Annotated in this window: 17 protein-coding genes; 16 read left to right on the top strand and 1 reads right to left on the bottom strand. The window is 66.9% G+C overall.

Features of this window, described 5'->3' with window-relative positions; translation table 11 throughout:
• Positions 1-15: 15 nt before the first annotated feature.
• Together hpaI and ACODS4_RS14070 are read left to right on the top strand one after the other, a co-directional pair.
• Positions 16-834, top strand: a complete 819-nt coding sequence (hpaI, locus tag ACODS4_RS14075) for a 4-hydroxy-2-oxoheptanedioate aldolase (RefSeq protein WP_488864628.1) — start codon at positions 16-18, stop codon at positions 832-834.
• 29 nt (positions 835-863) lie between these two features.
• The gene (locus ACODS4_RS14070) at positions 864-2,318 is read left to right on the top strand and encodes an NAD-dependent succinate-semialdehyde dehydrogenase (RefSeq protein ID WP_488864626.1); all 1,455 of its coding nucleotides are present in this window, start codon (positions 864-866) and stop codon (positions 2,316-2,318) included.
• An 11-nt stretch (positions 2,319-2,329) separates the two neighbouring features.
• Here ACODS4_RS14070 and hpaR read toward each other — a convergent pair whose 3' ends face one another.
• Positions 2,330-2,887, bottom strand: coding sequence for a homoprotocatechuate degradation operon regulator HpaR (gene hpaR, locus ACODS4_RS14065; protein ID WP_488864624.1), 558 nt, complete (start codon positions 2,885-2,887; stop codon positions 2,330-2,332).
• Positions 2,888-3,105: 218 nt separating this feature from the next.
• On the opposite strand from hpaR, the gene hpaE reads away from it, so the two are divergent.
• The 14 genes from hpaE (at position 3,106) to ACODS4_RS13995 (ending at position 20,379) form a co-directional block, all read left to right on the top strand.
• On the top strand, positions 3,106-4,629 hold the full coding sequence (gene hpaE, locus ACODS4_RS14060; RefSeq protein WP_488864622.1) for a 5-carboxymethyl-2-hydroxymuconate semialdehyde dehydrogenase: 1,524 nt from the start codon (positions 3,106-3,108) through the stop codon (positions 4,627-4,629).
• Positions 4,630-4,883: 254 nt separating this feature from the next.
• Positions 4,884-5,882, top strand: a complete 999-nt coding sequence (locus ACODS4_RS14055; protein WP_488864620.1) for an AraC family transcriptional regulator — start codon at positions 4,884-4,886, stop codon at positions 5,880-5,882.
• Between the two features lie 168 nt (positions 5,883-6,050).
• Positions 6,051-7,571, top strand: a complete 1,521-nt coding sequence (locus ACODS4_RS14050) for an aldehyde dehydrogenase family protein (protein WP_488864618.1) — start codon at positions 6,051-6,053, stop codon at positions 7,569-7,571.
• Between the two features lie 248 nt (positions 7,572-7,819).
• Positions 7,820-9,130 carry an NAD(P)/FAD-dependent oxidoreductase gene (locus ACODS4_RS14045; RefSeq protein ID WP_488864616.1) on the top strand — a complete coding sequence of 437 codons (1,311 nt, stop codon included), beginning with the start codon at positions 7,820-7,822 and terminating at the stop codon, positions 9,128-9,130.
• A gap of 260 nt (positions 9,131-9,390) precedes the next feature.
• Positions 9,391-9,750, top strand: a complete 360-nt coding sequence (locus ACODS4_RS14040; RefSeq protein WP_488864614.1) for a cupin domain-containing protein — start codon at positions 9,391-9,393, stop codon at positions 9,748-9,750.
• 247 nt (positions 9,751-9,997) lie between these two features.
• Positions 9,998-11,449, top strand: a complete 1,452-nt coding sequence (locus ACODS4_RS14035; protein ID WP_488864612.1) for an APC family permease — start codon at positions 9,998-10,000, stop codon at positions 11,447-11,449.
• Positions 11,450-11,615: 166 nt separating this feature from the next.
• Complete coding sequence (locus ACODS4_RS14030; protein WP_488864610.1) at positions 11,616-13,577, top strand: sigma-54-dependent Fis family transcriptional regulator; 1,962 nt, start codon at positions 11,616-11,618, stop codon at positions 13,575-13,577.
• A 204-nt stretch (positions 13,578-13,781) separates the two neighbouring features.
• A complete protein-coding gene (locus ACODS4_RS14025) occupies positions 13,782-14,840 on the top strand; it encodes an ATP-NAD kinase family protein (RefSeq protein ID WP_488864608.1) in 1,059 nt (352 codons plus the stop codon).
• Positions 14,841-14,884: 44 nt separating this feature from the next.
• Positions 14,885-15,868 carry a thiamine pyrophosphate-dependent dehydrogenase E1 component subunit alpha gene (locus ACODS4_RS14020; RefSeq protein WP_488864606.1) on the top strand — a complete coding sequence of 328 codons (984 nt, stop codon included), beginning with the start codon at positions 14,885-14,887 and terminating at the stop codon, positions 15,866-15,868.
• 176 nt (positions 15,869-16,044) lie between these two features.
• Positions 16,045-17,082, top strand: coding sequence for an alpha-ketoacid dehydrogenase subunit beta (locus ACODS4_RS14015; protein WP_488864604.1), 1,038 nt, complete (start codon positions 16,045-16,047; stop codon positions 17,080-17,082).
• Positions 17,083-17,117: 35 nt separating this feature from the next.
• Positions 17,118-18,245, top strand: coding sequence for an acetoin dehydrogenase dihydrolipoyllysine-residue acetyltransferase subunit (locus ACODS4_RS14010; RefSeq protein ID WP_488864602.1), 1,128 nt, complete (start codon positions 17,118-17,120; stop codon positions 18,243-18,245).
• A 74-nt stretch (positions 18,246-18,319) separates the two neighbouring features.
• Entirely contained in the window at positions 18,320-19,105 is a 786-nt protein-coding gene (locus tag ACODS4_RS14005; protein ID WP_488864600.1) for an SDR family NAD(P)-dependent oxidoreductase, read from the top strand.
• A 39-nt stretch (positions 19,106-19,144) separates the two neighbouring features.
• Complete coding sequence (locus tag ACODS4_RS14000; protein WP_488864598.1) at positions 19,145-20,251, top strand: 2,3-butanediol dehydrogenase; 1,107 nt, start codon at positions 19,145-19,147, stop codon at positions 20,249-20,251.
• On the top strand, positions 20,248-20,379 hold the full coding sequence (locus tag ACODS4_RS13995; RefSeq protein ID WP_488864597.1) for a hypothetical protein: 132 nt from the start codon (positions 20,248-20,250) through the stop codon (positions 20,377-20,379). The genes ACODS4_RS14000 and ACODS4_RS13995 overlap by 4 nt, the downstream gene beginning before the upstream one ends.
• Positions 20,380-20,428: the final 49 nt, after the last annotated feature.

Raw genomic sequence — 20,428 nt, 5'->3', positions numbered from 1 at the left:
GGAGACGGCGCCGTCATGAAGACACCGGAAAACATGTTCAAACGGGCGATGGCGGCGGGCCAACCGCAATATGGCCTGTGGCTGGGGCTGGCCGACGCCTATTGCGCCGAAATCGCCGCCGGTTCCGGCTTCGACTGGTTGCTGATCGACGGGGAGCACGCGCCGAACGATCTGCGCGGCGTGCTCGCCCAATTGCAGGCCATCGCCGCCTACCCGACCAGCCACCCCATCGTCCGCCCGGTGATCGGCGACACGGCGCTCATCAAGCAGATGCTGGATCTGGGCGTGCAGACGCTGCTGATTCCGATGGTGGAGACGGCGGAACAGGCCGCCGCGCTGGTCGCCGCCACCCGCTACCCGCCCGACGGCCTGCGCGGCGTCGGCAGCGCGCTGGCCCGCGCCTCGCGCTGGAACCGCGTCCCCAACTATCTGGCGGAGGCCGACGCGGAGATTTGCCTGCTGGTCCAGGTGGAAAGCCTGCGCGGGCTGGAGAATCTCGACGCCATCGCCGCCGTCCCCGGCGTGGACGGCGTGTTTTTCGGCCCGGCGGATCTGTCGGCCTCAATGGGGTTGCGCGGCCAGCCGAACCACCCGACCGTGCGCGCCGCTATCGAACAGGGCATGGCCCGCGTCCGTCAGGCCGGAAAGGCCCCCGGCGTGCTGGCCACCGACGAGACTGTCGCGCGCGCCTATTTGGCGGCGGGCGCGCTGTTCGTCGGCGTCGGGGTGGACACGACGCTTTACGCCCGCGCCGCCTCGGCCTTGGCCGCCCGCTTCCGCGACCCGCAAACGGACGCCCCGCCCGCGTCGACGCCGCCCGGCGGCGGGTACTGACCGCTTCCTTATCCCAAGGATCTTGCCCAATGACCGTTCTGACCGACCGCGATCTTCTTCGCGAACGCTGCTTCTTGGCCGGAGCCTGGATCGAGGCCGACAGCGGCGAGCGGGTCGCCGTGACCAACCCGGCGACCGGGGCCGTCATCGCCCATGTCCCGCGCTGCGCCGAGGCTGAAACCGAACGCGCCATCGCCGCCGCGCAAGCCGCCTTTCCGGCGTGGCGCGCCCGCACCGCCGCCCAGCGCTCCGCCCTGCTGCGCCGCTGGTTCGAGCTGATCGTCGAGAACCGCGAGGATCTGGCGATTCTGATGACGCTGGAGCAGGGAAAGCCGCTGGCCGAGGCGCGCGGGGAAATCGACTACGCCGCCTCCTACGTCGAATGGTTCGCGGAGGAGGCCAAGCGGCTGTACGGCGACGTCATCCCGGCCCCGCAGGCCGACCGCCGCATCGTGGTGGTGAAGGAGCCGGTCGGCGTCTGCGCCGCCATCACGCCCTGGAATTTCCCGGCGGCGATGATAACCCGCAAGGTGGCCCCGGCGCTGGCGGCGGGCTGCGTGATGATCGTCAAGCCCGCCGAACAGACGCCGCTGTCGGCGCTGGCCCTGGCGGTGCTGGCCGAACGCGCCGGGATTCCGGCGGGCGTGCTGTCGGTCGTCACCGGGCGGGCGCGGGCCATCGGCGCGGTCCTGACGGCCAGCCCGGTGGTGCGCAAGCTGACCTTCACCGGATCGACCGAAATTGGCCGCCTGCTGATCGCCCAGAGCGCCGGGACGGTCAAGCGCCTGTCGATGGAGTTGGGCGGCAACGCCCCTTTCATCGTCTTTGACGACGCCGATCTGGACGCGGCGGTGGCGGGGGCGCTCGCCTCAAAATACCGCAATTCGGGCCAGACCTGCGTCTGCTCCAACCGCTTTCTGGTGCAGGACGGGGTGTATGACCGCTTCGCCGCCAAGCTGACGGAAGCGGTGGCGGCGCTGACCGTCGGCGATGGGTTGGATCCGGCGACCCAGCAAGGCCCGCTGATCGACGCCCCCGCCGTCGCCAAGGTGGAGGAACTGGTCGCCGACGCCGTGGCGGCGGGCGCGCGCGTCGCCATCGGCGGCCAACGCCACGCGCTGGGCGGAACCTTCTTCGCGCCGACGGTGCTGACCGACGTCGCCCCGTCGATGCGGGTGGCGGTGGAGGAAATCTTCGGCCCCGTCGCCCCGCTGGTCCGCTTCACCGACGAGGCCGAGGCGGTGCGGATGGCCAACGACAGCGATTACGGCCTTGCCGCCTATCTCTTCACCCACGACGCCGCCCGCGTCTGGCGGGTGGGCGAGGCGCTGGAATATGGCATGGTCGGCGTCAACACCGGCCTGATCTCCACCGCCGTCGCCCCCTTCGGCGGCGTCAAGCAATCCGGTTTCGGGCGCGAAGGCTCGAAATACGGGATCGAGGATTATGTGGAGATCAAATACCTGTGCATGGGTGGTTTGTAGGAGGGCCGCCCCTACTCCTCATCCTCCGGCGGCGCTTCGGCGCCGTCGTTCAGGCAGGCGGTCAGCTCGTCCAGCAGGCCGTACAGGGTCGCCAGACGGTCCTCGCCAAAGGCGGCGGTGATGTCGGCGTAACGGCGTTCGCTGTGCGGGGCGATCAGGGCGATCAGTTCGCGTCCGCTGGCGGTGATGGAGATTTGCGCGGCGCGCAGATCCTTGTCCTCCACCCCGCGCTGAATCAACGCGCGCTTTTCCAGCGCGCGCAGGATGCGCGACAGGCTGGGCATGCTGATGCTGCTGACCCGCGCCAACTCGCCCGCCCGGAACTCCTCCGCCGTGGTCAGGGCGCGCAGCACGCGCCATTGCTGTTCGGTCAGATCCTGAGCGTGAAGGATCGGACGGAAACGGCCCATCACCGCTTCGCGCGCCTTCAGCAACGCCATCGGCAAGGAACGCCGGAAGGCGCGGATCTCCCCGCGCGGCGCGTCGGCGGCGCCCCGTTCCGGCGCGGCGGTTCCAATGGAGGTTCCAGCGGCGGTCGATGCGGTTCGTTTGGATGGTGGTCTGCCCAAGGCCCTGGTCCATGTCTGTCGAGGATGACGCGCCGCAGGATAACGCGGTGAAGGCAAGATGCAAAACCGCTTGACACCCTGCGGCGCCGATTTATATAACATGTTAAATATTAACGCCGCAATCAAAAGCGCCAACCCCAGACCAACGGTCGGCGCGGGCTTTGCGCGGCCAACACCCCAAAAACACCGGCTCTAAGCCCCATGAGGAGTGAAACGCCATGACCAGCGCCTTTGACTCGAATCTCGCCGCCGCCGAAACCCTGCTCGCCCGCTTCCGCGCCAAGCCGCTTGGCCATTTCATCGACGGGCGGGAGGTTCCCGGTCGGTCGGGCAAGCTGTTCGACAATCTGTCGCCCATTGACGGCGGCGTCATCAACCAGGTCCATGCGGGCGACGCCGCCGACGTGGACGCGGCGGCCAGCGCCGCCGAACGCGCCTTCCCCGCCTGGGCCGCCCTGCCGGGAACGGAGCGCAAGCGCATCCTGCACAAGGTCGCCGACGGCATCCTGGCCCGCGCCAAGGACATCGCCCTGTTGGAGAGCCTGGACAGCGGCCAGCCGATCCGCTTCATGAGCAAGGCCGCCGAACGCGCGGCGGAGAATTTCCGCTTCTTCGCCGACCGCGCGCCCGACGCCGCCAACGGCCTGTCGCTGCCGACCGAGACGCATCTGAACCTCACCCTGCGCCAGGCGCTGGGGCCGGTGGCGGTCATCACGCCGTGGAACACGCCCTTCATGCTGTCCACCTGGAAGATCGCCCCGGCGCTGGCCGCCGGCTGCACGGTGGTTCACAAGCCCGCCGAATGGAGTCCGTTGACCGCCATGCTGCTGGCCGAAATCATGACCGAGGCGGGCGTCCCGGCGGGCGTGGTCAATCTGGTCAACGGCTTGGGCGAAGAGGCGGGCAAGACCCTGACCGAGCATCCGGCGATCAAGGCGGTGGCCTTCGTCGGCGAATCCTCCACCGGCAGCCACATCATGGCCCAGGGCGCGCCGACGCTGAAGCGCGTGCATTTTGAGCTGGGCGGCAAAAATCCGGTCATCGTGTTCGCCGACGCCGATCTGGACCGGGCGCTCGACGCCGTGGTCTTCATGATCTACAGCCTGAACGGCCAGCGTTGCACCTCGTCGTCGCGCCTGCTGGTCCAGCGCGGCGTCCATGATTCCTTCGTCGAGCGTCTGGCCGAGCGGGTCGCCCGCATCAAGGTCGGCCACCCGCTGGATCCGGCGACCGAGGTCGGCCCGCTGGTGCACGAGCGTCACCTGAACAAGGTGCTGGGCTATTGCGCCATCGCGCGGGAGGATGGGGCGACGGTGAAGGTCGGCGGCGTCCGCGCCGAAGAGCTGGGGACCGACGGCCATTACGTCCGCCCGACCCTGTTCACCAACGCCAACAACCGCATGCGCGTCGCGCAGGAGGAAATTTTCGGCCCGGTCCTGACCGCCATTCCCTTTGAGGACGAGGCCGACGCGGTCGCCATCGCCAACGACATTCCCTATGGCCTGACCGGCTATGTGTGGACGCGCGACGTCGGGCGGGCCAACCGCGTCGCCTTGAAGCTCGACGCCGGGATGGTGTGGATCAATTCGGAAAACAACCGCCACCTGCCCACCCCGTTCGGCGGCATGAAGGCCAGCGGCATCGGCCGCGACGGCGGCGATTACAGCTTTGATTTCTATATGGAAACCAAGAACATCTGCGTCGCGCTCGACACCCACGCGGTGCCCAAGCTCGGCGTCTGATCGGCTGGGCAATCGCTTGAACGGTTGCGCATCGAAGAAAGCCCTTCTCCCCTTGCGGGAGAGGGGCTTATTCTGTCTCGATGGTTCAAACAATTGCCCTGGATGGTCCGGCCTTCCCTGATCCTGCCCCACATCCTGTTTGATGGCGGTCGCCGATGACGCCATAATCTTGGCGACACGCCCGCCCGCCATGGTTCCGCCCTTTGCCGCCATCCCCGCCCTCCGACCGCGAGCCGAAAACCTGGGCCACGGTCATGCAGCCCCTGGTCGATTCCATCAAGCGCCGGGGGCAATCCCCCGACGCGCTGTTGGGGCGCTATGGCCTGTCGGAAGCGATGCTGGCCGATCCCTGCCGGGAAATTCCGCTGCGCCAGTATGTCGAGGCGTTCGAGGGGGCCGCCGCCCATTTCGGCGATCCCAATTTCGGCCTGTTCGCCGCGCGCGACATCACCCCCTTCACCCTTGGCCCCATCGGCCTGCTGTTCATCAGCTCCCCCACCATCGGGACGGCGCTGAAGGGCTTCATCGACTACATCGGCTTGGCGCAGCAGGCGACCACCAGCCGCATCGCGCAGGATGGCCCGACCTGCGTCTTCCATTACCGGATCGAGGACGCGCGCATCCGCCGCCGCCGCCAGGACGCCGACTATTCGTTGGCGATGGTGACGACGCTGATGCGCGCCATGGCGGGCAACAGTTGGCGCCCGCTGGAGGTCCATTTCGAGCACAGCGCCCCACTCAGCCGACAGGCGCATGACGGGTTTTTCGGCGCGCCGCTCTATTTCGACCAGGGCGTCAACAGCCTGATCTTTCCGGCCAGCGACCTCGCCATCGCCGGAAACCTGATGGACCGCCGGGTCAGCCCCATCGTCGAGCAGTATCTCCGCACCCTGCTGGAACGGGCGATGCCGGTGCGCTCGATGGAGGATGAGGTGCGCCGCATCCTGTCCGACCATCGGCCCGAAGGCGGCGCCGTCGGCGTCCACAAGGCGGCGCGCGCCGTCGGCGTGTCGGCCCGCACCCTGCAACGCGCCTTGCAGAAATCCGGCGAAAGCTTTGGCGCGATCAAGCAGGACAAGCGCCGGACGATGGCCGAAACCTATCTGGCCGACACCGACCTGTCGGTGACGGAAATCGCCCACATTCTGGGATACGCCGACGGCGCCTGCTTCACCCGCGCCTGCCGCCGCTGGTTCGGCCAGACGCCCTCCGCCTACCGGAAAGACGCGCGGGGGCGTGGGGCGACGCCCTGACGTCCGGCGTTTTTGACCCGCGCGCGCGGTGGCGCGGAAAGTCAAGGATATGGCGTCTTTGGTCGGGCGCTGACGGTCGCGATCCGCAAGAATAATCCGTCCTTACCGCTTTCCGCGACCGCAGCAATCGCCGCGCGCCGCCAACGCCCTTGGGAAACCGTGACCGCCATGGATCAGCATTCCGCGCCGCTGTCGCACGACAGCCGCCTGTCCCCCGCCGTCGTCGAATTTTTGGCCCGCCGCCACGCTTTGATCGTTGGGGCGGACCGCCCGATGGCGGTCTCGAACGCCGTCATGACCGTGCATGATCCGGCCACCGGCCAGCCCGTGGCCCAGGTTCCCGCCGCCGGCGCGGCGGACGTGGACGCCGCCGTCCGCGCCGCCCGCCGGGCGCTGGAGGGGGATTGGGCGCGAGCGCGTCCGGTGGACCGCGAACGGCTTCTGTTGCGGCTGGCCGATTTGATCGAGCGCCACGGCGAAGAGCTGGCGCAGTTGGAAACCGTCAACAACGGCAAATCCATCACTTTGTCCCGCGCCCTTGAGGTCGGGGCGTCGGTGGATTTCCTGCGCTACATGGCCGGTTGGGCGACGAAGATCGAAGGCAGCACGCTGGACGTCTCCATCGGCGTGCCGCCGGGAACCCGCTTTCACGCCTACACCCGGCGCGAGCCGGTCGGCGTCGTCGGGGCCATCGTGCCGTGGAACTTCCCGCTGCTGATGGCGGTTTGGAAGATCGGCCCGGCGCTGGCCACCGGCTGCACGGTGGTGTTGAAGCCCGCCGACGAAACGCCGCTGACCGCCCTGCGGTTGGGCGAATTGTGCCTGGAGGCGGGCTTGCCGCCGGGCGCCGTCAACGTCGTCACCGGCGTTGGGGCGGTCGCCGGGGCGGCGTTGACCGCGCATCCCGGCGTGGACAAGATCGCCTTCACCGGATCGACCGAGATCGGGCGGCAGGTCGGCGCGGCGGCGGTCGCCCGCATGGCCCGCTTCACGTTGGAGTTGGGCGGCAAATCGCCGATGATTATGTTCCCCGACATGGATCCGGCCCATCCCGGCTTGGCGGCCAATCTTGGCGTTTTCTTCAACCAGGGGCAGGTCTGCACCTGTGGGTCGCGGCTGTACATCCACGCCGACATTTTCGACCGCGTCGTCGCCGACATCGCGGGCGTGGCGTCGTCGCTGCGGCTGGGCGGCGGCCTGGACCCGGAAAGCCAGATCACCCCGGTCATCTCGGCCAAGCAGCAGGCCCGCGTCTTCGGCTTCGTCGAGCGGGCGCTGGCCGATGGGGCCGAGGCGTTGAGCGGCGGCGCGCCGGTCGCCGGGCCGGGCTTTTTCGTCAAGCCGACCTTGCTCGTCAACACGCGCGACGACATGGAGATCGTGCGGGACGAGGTGTTCGGCCCGGTCGCCGTCGCCCTGCCCTTCCGCGATCTGGACGAAGTCGTCGCGCGCGCCAACGACAGCCGTTACGGGCTGGCGGCGTCGGTGTGGACGCGCGACCTTGGCGTCGCCCACAGCGTGGCGGCGCGGCTGAAGGCGGGAACCGTCTGGGTCAACACCCACAATGTGCTGGACCCGGCCATGCCCTTTGGCGGCTTCAAGGAATCCGGCATCGGGCGCGAGCATGGCCGCGCCGTGCTGGAGCATTATTTGGAAACCAAATCGGTCTGCGTCGCCCTGCCGGGGTGAGCGCTGGGGCGAGCGGCGCCAAGGGCGACGCCGAAATTGCCTAAAAAATAGGCTTGAAATGTTGTCGCCTATAAAACTCGCACAGTGGCGCTGATTATCAAATTATTGGCGCATAGGATCAAGTCGGCGTCGGGCGACGGCGCCATCCTGTGGCCATGTTCAAAACCCGATCACCCACGGGAACACGCAGGCGGCGGAACGCGCGCGCTGCGGTTCGTCGGGGTTCGTCACGCGGAAAGACGGCCACCATGACACATCCGATGAACACGCTCGATTCCCGGAACTACTACACGGCGACGCGGAAATATGATCTGGCCTTTCCGCGCCTGACGCAGGATTTGGACGCCGACGTGGTGGTGATCGGCGGCGGCTTTTCCGGCATCAACACCGCCCTGGAGCTTGCCGAAAAGGGCGTCGCCAACATCGTCGTGCTGGAGGCCCGGCATCTGGGCTATGGCGGCACGGGCCGCAACGGCGGGCAGGTGATGGCGGGCATTGGCCATGATCTGGAAAAGGTGAAGAAACATGTCGGGCCGAAGGGGATGGAGACGCTGTTCGCCATCGCCAATCTGGGCGCCGGCATCATCCAGTCGCGCATCGCCCGGTACGGCATCGACGCCGATTTCCGCAACGGCTACGGCTATCTCGCCTTCAACGAGCGGCAGGAAAACACCCTGAAGGTCTGGCAGAAGGAATTCCAGCAGGTCGCGCCCGCCGAGGACATCGAACTGGTCAGCGGCGCGCGCGTGCAGGACGTCGTCGGCTCGACCGCCTACCGCGCCGCCTTGAAGCATATGGGCGGCGGCCACGTCCATTCGCTGAATCTGCTGCTGGGCGAGGCCAAGGCGCTGACCGGCCACGGCGCGCGCATCTTTGAAAACAGCCCGGTGATCGCGGTGGAGTACGGGTCGCGGATCACCGTGCGCACCAACGCGGGCAGCGTCCGCGCGTCGAAGCTGCTGTGGGCCTGCGATTCCTTCCTCAACAAGATGGAACCGTCCATCGCCCCGAAGACGATCAACACTTACGCCTTCCAGATGGCGACCGAACCGCTGTCCGACGAGCTGTGTCTGAAAATCAGCCCGATCCGGGGGGCCTACAGCGACATCCGCCCGGTGATCGATTACTACCGGATCACCAACGAAAACCGCCTGCTCTTCGGCGCCGCCACCGATTTCGTCGATTATGTGCCGGGCGATCTGGCGGCGTGGAACCGGGCGCGGATGCTGAAGATTTTCCCCTACCTCGCCGACGTGAAGATTGATCTGGCCTGGGGCGGGCCGATGGCCTGCTCGGCCAACCTGTTTCCACAGATCGGAACCTTGCCGGGACGTCCCAACGCCTTTTACGTCCAGGGCTATTCCGGCTTCGGCGTCACCCCCAGCCACATCGTGTGCAAGGTGCTGGCCGAGGGGATGAGCGAAGGGTCGGAGCGTTACGACCTGATGAGTTCCATCCCGCATGTCAGCATTTTCGGCAAGGACCATCTGCGCCCCGCCGTCATGTCGGCGGCCAAGACCTGGCACCAACTGTCGGGCTTCTTCAACGGTCGCCGCTGATCCCCGTTTCGACCCTACGGCGTTCACACATCTTTTTCTTGCCGCAACCAACTGAAATAAAAAGGCTTTCCCGTCATCCCCGCGAAGGCGGGGATCCAGAGTTTGCCAGACGAACTCTGTGGGTAAGTCTGGATTCCCGCCTTCGCGGGAATGACGGAGAAAAGTTCTTTTTCTTCCAATGAGTTGCCTAAACCGAAGATGGGTGAATGCCGTAGCCTTTCGACCATAACCCCAACCACCATCACGATAAAGGATGTCTCATGCTTCCGATCAAACCCGGCCAGCCGCCCGCCAATCTTGACGCCTGGGGCACGGTCGCCGATCTCGGCTCCACCATTCTTGAAGGCGAGGTCAAGGCCTTTGGCAAGATGGAGCATGGCGCGCCCGACGCGCCGGTGAGCTGCGGTTGGTTTTCCTGCACGCAGGGCGTCTTCCGCATGGTCTACCCCTTCACCGAACACGCCGTCGTCGTCGAGGGAACCGTCACCCTGACCGACGAGAGCACCGGCCAGAGCCAGACCTACCAGCCCGGCGACGCCTGGTTCATCCAAAAAGGCGCGCCGATCCTGTGGCGGGTCGAAACCCCCGTCTTCACCAAGAATTACTTCGCCGTCGTTTGACCATTCCCCCCGTTTGCGGGTGGGAGCGCGCCCCGCCCGCAAGCCGTGCGATCCAACCGGCGCCCCCGATCCGTCCATCCCGGATCGGGGGCGGCCTCAAAAAAAACGCGGCCAAGCCGCCAAACAATGAACGGCAGGACCGGCGAACATTGCTCCACAGCGATCCGCCGGAATCTCTGCGCCTCTCGCCTTCGTGCGCCATTTGCCGAGTCCGCCTCTGCGGTCCGGCTCGTTTGGAGAGGTTCCAATGACGACATCGGTCCAGGGAAGTGCTTCCAACAACGAATTGAGGAAAGGCGCCCTTGGCGTCGGCTTCATCGTTTTCTTCGTAATTTCCGCCGCCGGGCCGCTCGCCGCCATCGCGGGCGGGCTGCCCATCGGCATGATGCTGGGCAACGGGCCGGGAACCCCGTCGCTGCTGCTGGCCGTCATCGGTATTTTGCTGATGTTCTCGGCGGGTTACACCGCCATGGCCCGCCACGTCACCCACGCGGGCGGTTTTTACGCCTTTGTCGCGCGGGGGTGCGGCGGGCAAATGGGGGCCGCCGCCGCCGCGCTGGCCATTCTCGGTTACAACGCGATGCAGGTGGGGCTGTACGGTCTGCACGGCGTGGCCACCGCCGCCTTCATGAAGGACATGATCGGCGTTGATCTGCCCTGGTGGGTCTGGGCCTATTCCGCCATGGTCACGGTCGCCATCTTCGGCTATCGGCAAGTCGATTTGTCGGCCAAGATTCTGGCGCTGCTGGTGATCGGCGAGTATGTCGTCGTTTTCCTGCTCGACCTGTTCATCCTGAAAAGCCACGGGGCGGAGGGGTTGACGACCGTCTCCTTCACCCTGCCGGCGCTGTTCAGCGGCGCGCCCGCCATCGGCTTGCTGTTCTGCTTCGCCTCCTTCGTCGGTTTTGAAGCGACGACGATCTATGGAGAGGAGGCCAAGAATCCCGAACGCACCATCCCGTTGGCGACCTACATTTCGGTGCTGCTGATCGGCGGCTTCTACACCTTTTCGATCTGGTGCCTGATCGTCGGCGTCGGCGCCGACAAGGTGGTGGAGACGATTTCCGGCCTGCCCGACCCGACGACCTTCACCTTCACCCTGTCGGATCGTTACGCCGGTCCCTGGCTGACGGCGGCGATGAGCGCCCTGCTGGTCAGCAGCGTCTACGCCGCCCTGCTGGCCTTCCACAATTCGGCGGCCCGCTATTTCTACTCGATTGGCCGGGAAGGGCTGTTGCCGGAAATCCTTGGGCAAACCCACCCGGTGCATCAAAGCCCGCACGCCGGATCGGTGTTGCAAACCGCCATCGCCTTCGTCGTCATGACCGCCTTCGTTGTCAGCGGTTCCGATCCGGTGCTGACGCTGTTCTCCTGGTTGACCAATCTGGCGACGCTGTGCGTCATCGCGCTGATGACCATGACGTCGGTCGCGGTGATCCTGTTTTTCCGCAAGATGACCAACCGCAGCGAAGGCGCCCTGCGCGCCATCATCCTGCCCGCTGTGTCGGGGCTGCTGCTGGCCGCCGTGCTGATCCTCGCCATCGTGCATTTCAACGTGCTGACGGGGTCCGACGGGGCGTTGTCCTGGGCCATTCCGGCCTTGCTGCCGCTGGCCATGCTGCTGGGTCTGGTCCGCGCCGCCGCCCTGCGCCGCAGCCATCCCGGACGCCACGCCCAGCTTGGGCTGGGAAAGGCGTAAACGCCGGTCGGTCGCCTATCACCTTCGGTCCCAGTCGGTCGCCTATCACCTTCGGTTCAGGAGCGCTCTGATGCTTTGGCACATGTTGCGTTCAAGGGCTGGCGGTTGCTAGTGTACGCGCCAATCTGTTGGTTGGCGCAACCGACTGTCAGCGGGTGGCCCGGCGATGAACAGCGCGCGCACGGCGCACATTGACGAATTGGTCCGTGTTTCCGGCGGCGTCGCGTCCAACCGCGATCCCATCATCGAGGCGTCGTGGCGGCGCTGCGTCGTCGATCACCGGCTGGATCCGACCATCGGGCGCGAGGCCCGCATTCTGCCGCAGGAACGGCTGCGGGTTCACCGCGACGCGATGGACGAGTTTCTCCGCATGGCCCGTTTTGGGTTGGAGGCGCTGTACCGGCAGGTCGCGGGCATGGGCTATGTGCTGCTGTTGACCGACAGCAACGGCGTGACGGTGGATTTCATCGGCGACCCGACCTTTGACAATCATTTGCGCCGCGCCGGTCTGTATCTGGGGTCTGATTGGAACGAGGAGCATGCGGGCACCTGCGCCGTCGGCACCTGCATCGCGACGGGGGAGGCGTTGACCGTCCACCAGACCGACCATTTCGACACGACGCACATTCCGCTGACCTGCACCTCGGCCCCGGTGTTTGAAAGCGGCGGGGAGTTGGCCGCTGTGCTCGACATCTCCGCCCTGCATTCGCCGGAGCCGAAAATCAGCCAATATCTGGCGCTCCAGATGGTCAAGTCCTACGTCCACAAAATCGAGAACGCCAATCTTTACAACAATTTCCGCCGCGATTGGGTGGTGAAGCTGTCGGCCTCGCAGGAGTTTGCGGAGGTCGATCCCGACTGCGTCATCGCGCTGGACGGCGGCGGCAAGATCATCGGTTTCAACAACAAGGCCCGCTGTTTGCTGACGCCGGAGGCGGGCGAATCGCCGTTGGGCCGCTCCTTCGCCGAACTGTTCGATTGCGAGGTGGAGGATCTGACCCGCTTCGTCCGCGCCCTGCCGACCGACCAGCGCGCCTTGCGCCTGCGCCGCAGCGGCCTGCCGCTGTTCGCCCAGGCGATGCCGCCGCCCGCCGCCAGCCTGCCGCGCGCCCACAGCGGCGACGGCGGCCCGCTGCCGGAGCCGTTGCGGGCGATTTCCGGCGGCGACCCGGCGTTGAAAGCCGTGCTGACGCGCGCCGCCAAGCTGGTGAACACCCGGATGAGCCTGCTGATCCACGGCGAAACCGGCACCGGCAAGGAGCATTTCGCCAAGGCCCTGCACCGCGCCAGCGTCCGCGCCGCCAAGCCCTTCGTCGCCATCAATTGCGCGGCCCTGCCCGAGGCGCTGATCGAAAGCGAGCTGTTCGGCTATGAGCCGGGATCCTTCACCGGGGCGACGGCGCGCGGCAAGAAGGGGCTGATTTTGGAGGCCGACGGCGGCACCCTGTTCCTGGACGAAATCGGCGACATGCCGCTGTCGGCGCAAACCCGGCTGCTGCGCGTGCTGGCTGAACGGGAGGTGACGCCGATTGGCCGGACCAAGGCGGTGTCGGTCGACATTCGCGTCATCGGCGCGACCCACCGCGATTTGATCGAGCTGGTCAAGGCCGGACGCTTCCGCGACGACTTGTACTTTCGTCTCAACGGCGCGGTGTTCACCGTGCCGCCGCTGCGCCAACGCGGCGATCTCGATTGGTTGATCGACCGTTTGCTGACCGAACGGGTCAAGCGTGACGGCGTGGACTATTGCCTGACGGCGGAGGCGCGGGCGGCGCTGCGCGCCCATGGCTGGCCGGGCAATGTGCGCGAGTTGGTGAACGCGCTGGATTACGCCTGCGCCGTGTGCGCCGACGGGCTGATTGATCTGGCCGACATCCCCGACCCGGTGCAGCGCAGCGGGCTGGTCAAGGCGTGGCCCGGTCACGAGGCGCCGACCGCCTCCCCGCCGCCGCCTGCGTTTGCGCCTGCGCCGCTGGACGAGGAGGAACCCGCCGCCCGTCTGCGCGACGCCCTGCGCCGCCATCACTGGAACGTGTCGGCGGCGGCGCGGGCGCTGGGGGTGGATCGCTCGACCGTCCACCGGCAGATGCGCCGCTTCGGAATCGTCGCGCCGCATCGACAGGATTGAGGGCGCAACAGGTGACGCGACAGGGGTGAGGCGCGCCACACCTGTTGCAGCGGCGGCGCAACAGGTCGCGCCACAGGTGACGCGCCGCCGCGCCGCGCCGGGCGCGACGAAACCGTTGAAAGCAGCGATGATTTGATAAACGGACGGTCTGGCACGCCGCTTGCGATTGCTCCCTCGACATTCACGCATCGAGGGAACGCCATCGTGGCTCCGGTCGTCGGCATCGTCGCCAATCCAGTGTCCGCGCGGGACATCCGCCGGGTCGTCGCCAACGCGACCAGCCTTCAGGTCACGGATCGGGCGAACATCCTGCTGCGGGTGCTGGCGGCGCTGCGCGCCTGCGGCGTCGCCGACGTGCTGATGATGCCGGAACATGGCGGCATCCGCACCCACGTCGAACGCGGGTTGGCGCGGGCGCGCGCCCAGGGCGACGATCTCTATCCGGCCATCCACGCGGTCGCCATGCCGATCACCGGAACCGTCGCCGACACCCATCGGGCGACGCGCGAGATGCGTTTGGCCGGGGCGGCGGCCATCGTCGTGTTGGGCGGCGACGGCACCCACCGGGCGGTCGCCGCCGAATGCGGCGCGGTGCCCATCGCCGGGATTTCCACCGGCACCAACAACGCCTTTCCCGATCATCGCGAACCGACCATCACCGGCTTGGCGACCGGGTTGGCGGTGACGGGCCGCGTGCCGCCCCACATCGCCTTTCGCGGCAACAAGCGGATCGACGTGTCGATCAACGACGGCGCGACGACCGATCTGGCGCTGGTCGATGTGGCGTTGGTGACGGAGCGTTACATCGGCGCGCGCGCCCTGTGGCGCACCGAAAATTTCCGCGAACTCTACGTGACCTTCGCCGATCCCGAGGTGATCGGCATGTCGGCCATCGCCGGGCTGCTCGAACCCGTCGCCCGCGACGAGAGCGGCGGGCTGATGGTGCGGCTGTCGTCCGCCGGGCGGGCGCCGACCGACGGCGGAACCCTTTTGCGCGCGCCGATCGCGCCGGGGATGATGGCGTCCATCGGCGTCACCGATTGGCGGCGGATGCCCGCCGACGTCGCCTTTGTGCCGGAGGTCACGTCCGGCTCCATCGCGCTGGACGGCGAGCGCGAGATTTCCTTCACCACCCGCGACCGGCTGTCGCTGACGCTGCGCGACCACGCCTTTCGCACTGTGGATGTCAGCGGCTGCATGCGCTTCGCCGCCCAGAACCGCCTGTTCACCGACGCCCCGGCGCCGGTCTCGGCGGATTTTTAACCACCAACGCGCGCCCAAACCACCACACCGCAGGGAGAACCACCGTGTCCGAGAATCCCTTTCCGTTGAGCAAGGACGATCTTCTCAAAGCCTACCGCACCATGCGGACGATCCGTGATTTTGAAGAGCGCCTGCACATTGATTTCGCCAAGGGCGACATTCCCGGATTCGTCCATCTCTACGCCGGGGAGGAGGCCTGCGCCACCGGCATCATGATGCATCTGAACGACAACGACCGCATCGCCTCGACCCATCGCGGGCATGGCCACTGCATCGCCAAGGGCGTGGACGTTCACGCCATGATGGCGGAGATCTATGGCCGTTCGACCGGGGCCTGCCGGGGCAAGGGCGGCTCCATGCACATCGCCGATCTGTCCAAGGGCATGATGGGGGCCAACGGCATTTTGGGGGCTGGCGCCCCGCTGATCTGCGGCGCGGCGCTGGCGGCCAAGGTGCGCGGGGATCGCGGCGTCGGCATCACCTTCGTCGGCGACGGCGCGTCGAACCAGGGCACCTTTCTGGAAAGCCTGAATCTGGCCGCCGTGTGGAATTTGCCGGTGGTCTTCGTCGTCGAAAACAACGGCTACGCCGAATCCACGGCGATGGAATGGGCGGTGTCCTGCGACAGCTATGTGGACCGCGCCACCGGCTTTGGCATGCCGGGCGTCACGGTGGACGGAACCGACCTGTTCGCGGTGCATGAGGCGGCGGGCGAGATCATCCGTCGCGCCCGCGACGGCGGCGGCCCGGCGCTGTTGGAATGCAACATGATCCGCTTCTACGGCCATTTTGAAGGCGACGCCCAAACCTACCGCGCCAAGGGCGAGGTCGAGGCGCTGCGCGCGTCGCGCGACTGTCTGGTGATGCTGGGCGAACGGGTGGTCGAGGCCGGGGTCGTCGCCCGCGACGAGCTTCACCGCATCGACCGCGAGGTCGCCGACCTGATCGAGGACGCCGTCCGCGCCGCCAAGGCCGCCCCGCTGCCCGCGCCGTCGGAACTGCTGACCGACGTCTACGTCTCTTATTGAACCGACCCGCCAATGACTTGGCGTGTCGCATCGCGTTCAAACGCCACGCAGGCTTTTCCGCGCCCATGTGGGCGCGCCGCCGCAGTCGCGGCGGCCGACGACCGCTTGAAAGGCCCTTTCAAGCGCTCGCCGGTGTGACCCCATCCCCCACAAAAACGCATCGGCGGAGGAAACACATGTCCCGCAAAATCAGCATGAAGACGGCGATCAACGAGGCCCTGGATCTCGAAATGCGCCGTGACCCCACCGTCATCGTCATGGGCGAGGACATTGTCGGCGGCACCGGCGCCAACGGCGAGGATGACGCCTGGGGCGGCGTGCTGGGCGTCACCAAGGGTCTCTACGCCAAGCATGGCGACCGGCTGATGGACACGCCGCTGTCGGAATCGGCCTACATCGGGGCCGCCGTCGGCGCCGCCGCCTGCGGGTTGCGTCCGGTCGCGGAATTGATGTTCATGGATTTCATGGGCGTCTGCTTCGACCAGATTTTCAACCAGGCGGCCAAATTCCGCTACATGTTCGGCGGCAAGGCGCAAACGCCGGTCGTGATCCGGGGCATGGTCGGCGCCGGGTTCCGCGCGGCGGCCCAGCATTCGCAAATGCTGACCCCGCTGTTCACCCACATTCCCGGCCTGAAGGTGGTGTGCCCCAGCAACGCCTATGACGCCAAGGGCCTGTTGATCCAGTCGATCCGCGACAATGATCCGGTGATCTTCTGCGAGCACAAGAACCTGTACGGCCTGGAATGCGACGTCCCGGCGGAATCCTACGCCATCCCCTTTGGCGAGGCGAACATCCTGCGCGACGGCGACGACGTCACCATCGTCAGCTACGGCCTGACCGTTCACCGCGCGCTGGAGGCGGCGACCGCGCTGGCCAAGGACCGGATCGAGGCCGAGGTCATCGACCTGCGCACCCTGTCGCCCATCGACTGGGACACCATCGTCGAAAGCGTCGAGCGCACCGGCCGTCTGGTGGTGGTGGACGAGGCGCACCCGCGTTGCAACCTCGCCACCGACATCGCCGCCTTCGTCGGGCAGAACGCCTTCGGCGCGTTGAAGGCCGGGGCGCAGATGGTGACGGGGCCGCACACGCCGGTGCCCTTCTCCCCCTCGTTGGAGGATCTCTACGTCCCCAGCGCCGAGGCCATCGCCGCCGCCGTCCGCCGCACCCTGTCGCCCACCGGCAGCCGTTCGCACGGCATCGCCGCCTAACGGGACCGCCTGATTTTTACCGGAGCCTGATTGTCATGTCGAACGAGCGCATCAAACCCATCGTCATGCCCAAATGGGGCCTGTCCATGTCGGAAGGCAAGGTCACGGGCTGGTTGAAACGGCCCGGCGACCATGTCGCCCTTGGCGATGACTTGCTGGAGGTCGAAACCGACAAGATCACCAACGTGGTCGAAGCGGGGGAGAGCGGCGTCCTGCGCCGGGTGTTGGGCGAAAACGACACAATTTACCCGGTCAAGGCGTTGATCGCCGTGCTGGCCGACCCCGACGTGTCGGACGAGGAGATCGACGCCTTCATCGCCGGTTTCGCCGTTCCGGCGGCGGACGGCGACGACGACGCGGCGGACTCCGCCCCGCGCTACCTGTTCGCCGAGACCGCCGCCGGAACCATCCGCTACGCCACGCGCGGCGAGGGCGGCCCGGCGGTGCTGCTGGTCCATGGCTTTGGCGGCGATCTCGACAATTGGCTGTTCAGCATCGACGCGTTGGCCGAGAGCGCCACCGTCTACGCGCTGGATTTGCCGGGCCACGGGCAATCGACCAAGAGCGTGACCGACCCCAGCCTGTCGGGCCTGTCGGCGGCGGTGCTGGCCTTCATGGACCATGTCGGTTTGGCCAAGGCCCATTTCATCGGCCATTCGATGGGCGGGGCGGTGTCGATGCGCACGGCGTTGGACGCGCCGGAGCGGGTGGCGTCGCTGTCGTTGATCGCGTCCGCCGGTTTGGGGCGCGAGATCGACCATGGTTACATCCAGGGCTTCGTCGGCGCGACATCACGCCGCGACCTGAAACCCGTTTTGGAGACGCTGTTCGCCGACCGTGGTCTTGTCAGCCGGTCCCTGATTGACGACCTTTTGAAGTACAAGCGGTTGGACGGCGTCGAGGACGCCCTGAAGGCGATTTCGTCGGCGATGTTCGCCGACGGCGCGCAATCCAGCGTCCTGACGGATCTCATCGCCGCCGCCAAGACGCCGATTCTGGTGGTGTGGGGGGAGGAGGACCGCGTCATCCCCGCCGCGCACGCCAACGCGCTGGGCGACGCCGCACGGGTCGCGGTCATCCCCAACGCCGGTCACATGGTGCAGATGGAGGCGTCGGGCAAGGTCAACGCCTTGCTGAAGGACCACATCGGCAAAGCCGCCTGAACCCTTTCCTTTGACCGGAATCGGCGCGCTTGGGCGCGCCTATTCCTGGACATTGACGATCCTGGAGATTGACCATGCCAAATCTGAAGGACAAGAGCGTCATCGTCACCGGGGCCGGGCGCGGCATCGGCGCGACCATCGCCCGCGCGCTGGCCGCCGACGGCGCCCGGCTGACCATCGCCGACCGCAACGCCGACGACGCGGCGTCCGTCGCCGAGGCCATCCGCGCCGAGGGCGGGACGGCCATCGCCGTCACCGTCGATGTCCGCGACCGCGCCGCCGTGCGCCGGATGATCGACGACGCGGTCGCCGCCCATGGTCGCCTCGACGTGATCTTCAACAACGCGGGCGTCGCCCAGACCAAGCCCTTCCTCGACATCACCGAGGAGGATTGGCGCATGGTCAACGACGTCAACGCGCTGGGCGTTCTGATCGGCATGCAGGAGGCGATCAAGACCTTCAAGGCGCAAGGCGGCGGCGGCAAGATCATCAACACCGCGTCCATCGCGGGCAAACAGGGGTACGAGCCGCTGGCCCATTATTCGGCCAGCAAATTCGCCGTGGTGGCGCTGACCCAGGCGGCGGCGCGCGGCTTCGGCAAGGACAAGATCACCGCGAACGCCATCTGCCCCGGCGTCGTCGCCACCGAGATGTGGAAGATCATCGACCAGGGGTTCCGCGACACCGGCATCACCAAGACCGAGAACGAGGCCTTCGACATGTTCGCGGCGGGCGCGGTGCTGGGCCGCCCCTCGACGCCCGAGGATCTGGTCGGGGTGGCGCGCTTCCTCGCCTCGTCGGATTCCGACTTCATGACCGGCCAGTCGTTGCTGGTCGATGGCGGCATGGTCTTCGCCTGATTTTAAACCAAACAAACAAAACAAACGGAGGAACACGCCATGGGCATGACGCCAACGATGAAGGCCGCCGTCTGGCATGGCCGCAAGGACATTCGGGTCGAAGACGTGCCGCTGCCCGCCGCGCCGCCCGCCGGGTGGGCGCAGATCAAGGTTCATTGGTGCGGCATCTGCGGGTCGGATCTGCATGAGTATGTCGCCGGGCCGGTCTTCATCCCGGTGAACGAGCCGCACCCGCTGACCGGCCTGAAGGGGCAGTGCATTTTGGGCCACGAGTTCAGCGGCGAAATCGCCGCGCTGGGCGCGGGCGTCACCGGCTTCAAGATCGGCGACGCGGTGGCGGCGGACGCCTGCCAGCATTGCGGCGACTGCTATTATTGCAAACATGGCCTGTACAACATTTGCGAAAAGCTGGCCTTCACCGGGCTGATGAACAACGGGGCCTTCGCCAGCCTCGTCAACGTCCCGGCGGAACTGCTCTACGCCCTGCCGCCGGGCTTCCCGACCGAGGCCGGGGCCTTGATCGAACCGTTGGCGGTGGGGATGCACGCGGTCAAGAAGGCGGGCAGTCTGGTCGGGGAGACCGTCGTCGTGGTCGGGGCCGGAACGATTGGCCTCTGCACCATCATGTGCGCGCGCGCGGCGGGGGCCGGGCGGATCATCGTTCTGGAGATGTCCGCCGCCCGCAAGGCCAAGGCGCTGGAGGTCGGCGCCACGGTGGTGTTGGATCCCAAAGAGTGCGACGCGGTGGCGGAGGTCAAGGCGCTGACCGGCGGCTATGGCGCCGACGTGTCGTTCGAGTGCATCGGCCACCGCGACACCGCCAAGCTGGCCATCGACGTCATCCGCAAGGCGGGGAAAACGGTGCTGGTCGGCATTTTCGAGGAACCCAGCGCCTTCAACTTCTTTGAGATCGTCGCGACGGAGAAGCAGATCATCGGCTCGCTGGCCTACAACGGCGAGTTCGCCGACGTCATCCGCTTCATCGCCGATGGCCGGATCGACGTGCAGCCGCTCATCACCGGGCGCATCACGCTCGACCGCATCGTCTCCGGCGGCTTTGAGGAGTTGGTCAACAACAAGGACCACAACGTGAAGATCATCGTGCAGCCGCTCCCGACCGAGGCGGCGGCAACCATCACCGGGTGATCCGCCACGTCCCGCCCGACGAGTTCGCCCACTATGAAAGCGTCGCGCGGGGCAAGGGGTTTCTGATGGCGTCGGCCAGCCCGCTCACCCGCTCCTCCCACCAGCCGGGCGGGATTTCGCCGAATTGAAGCGGCGGCGGGCGTCCGTCTCAATTGTTGCAAAATTGAATTGTAAGGG

The sequence above is a fragment of the Azospirillum sp. FG154 genome (assembly GCF_057809575.1).
The sequence above is the reverse complement of the archived record's forward strand: the minus strand, read 5'-3'. Positions and strand labels throughout refer to the sequence as shown.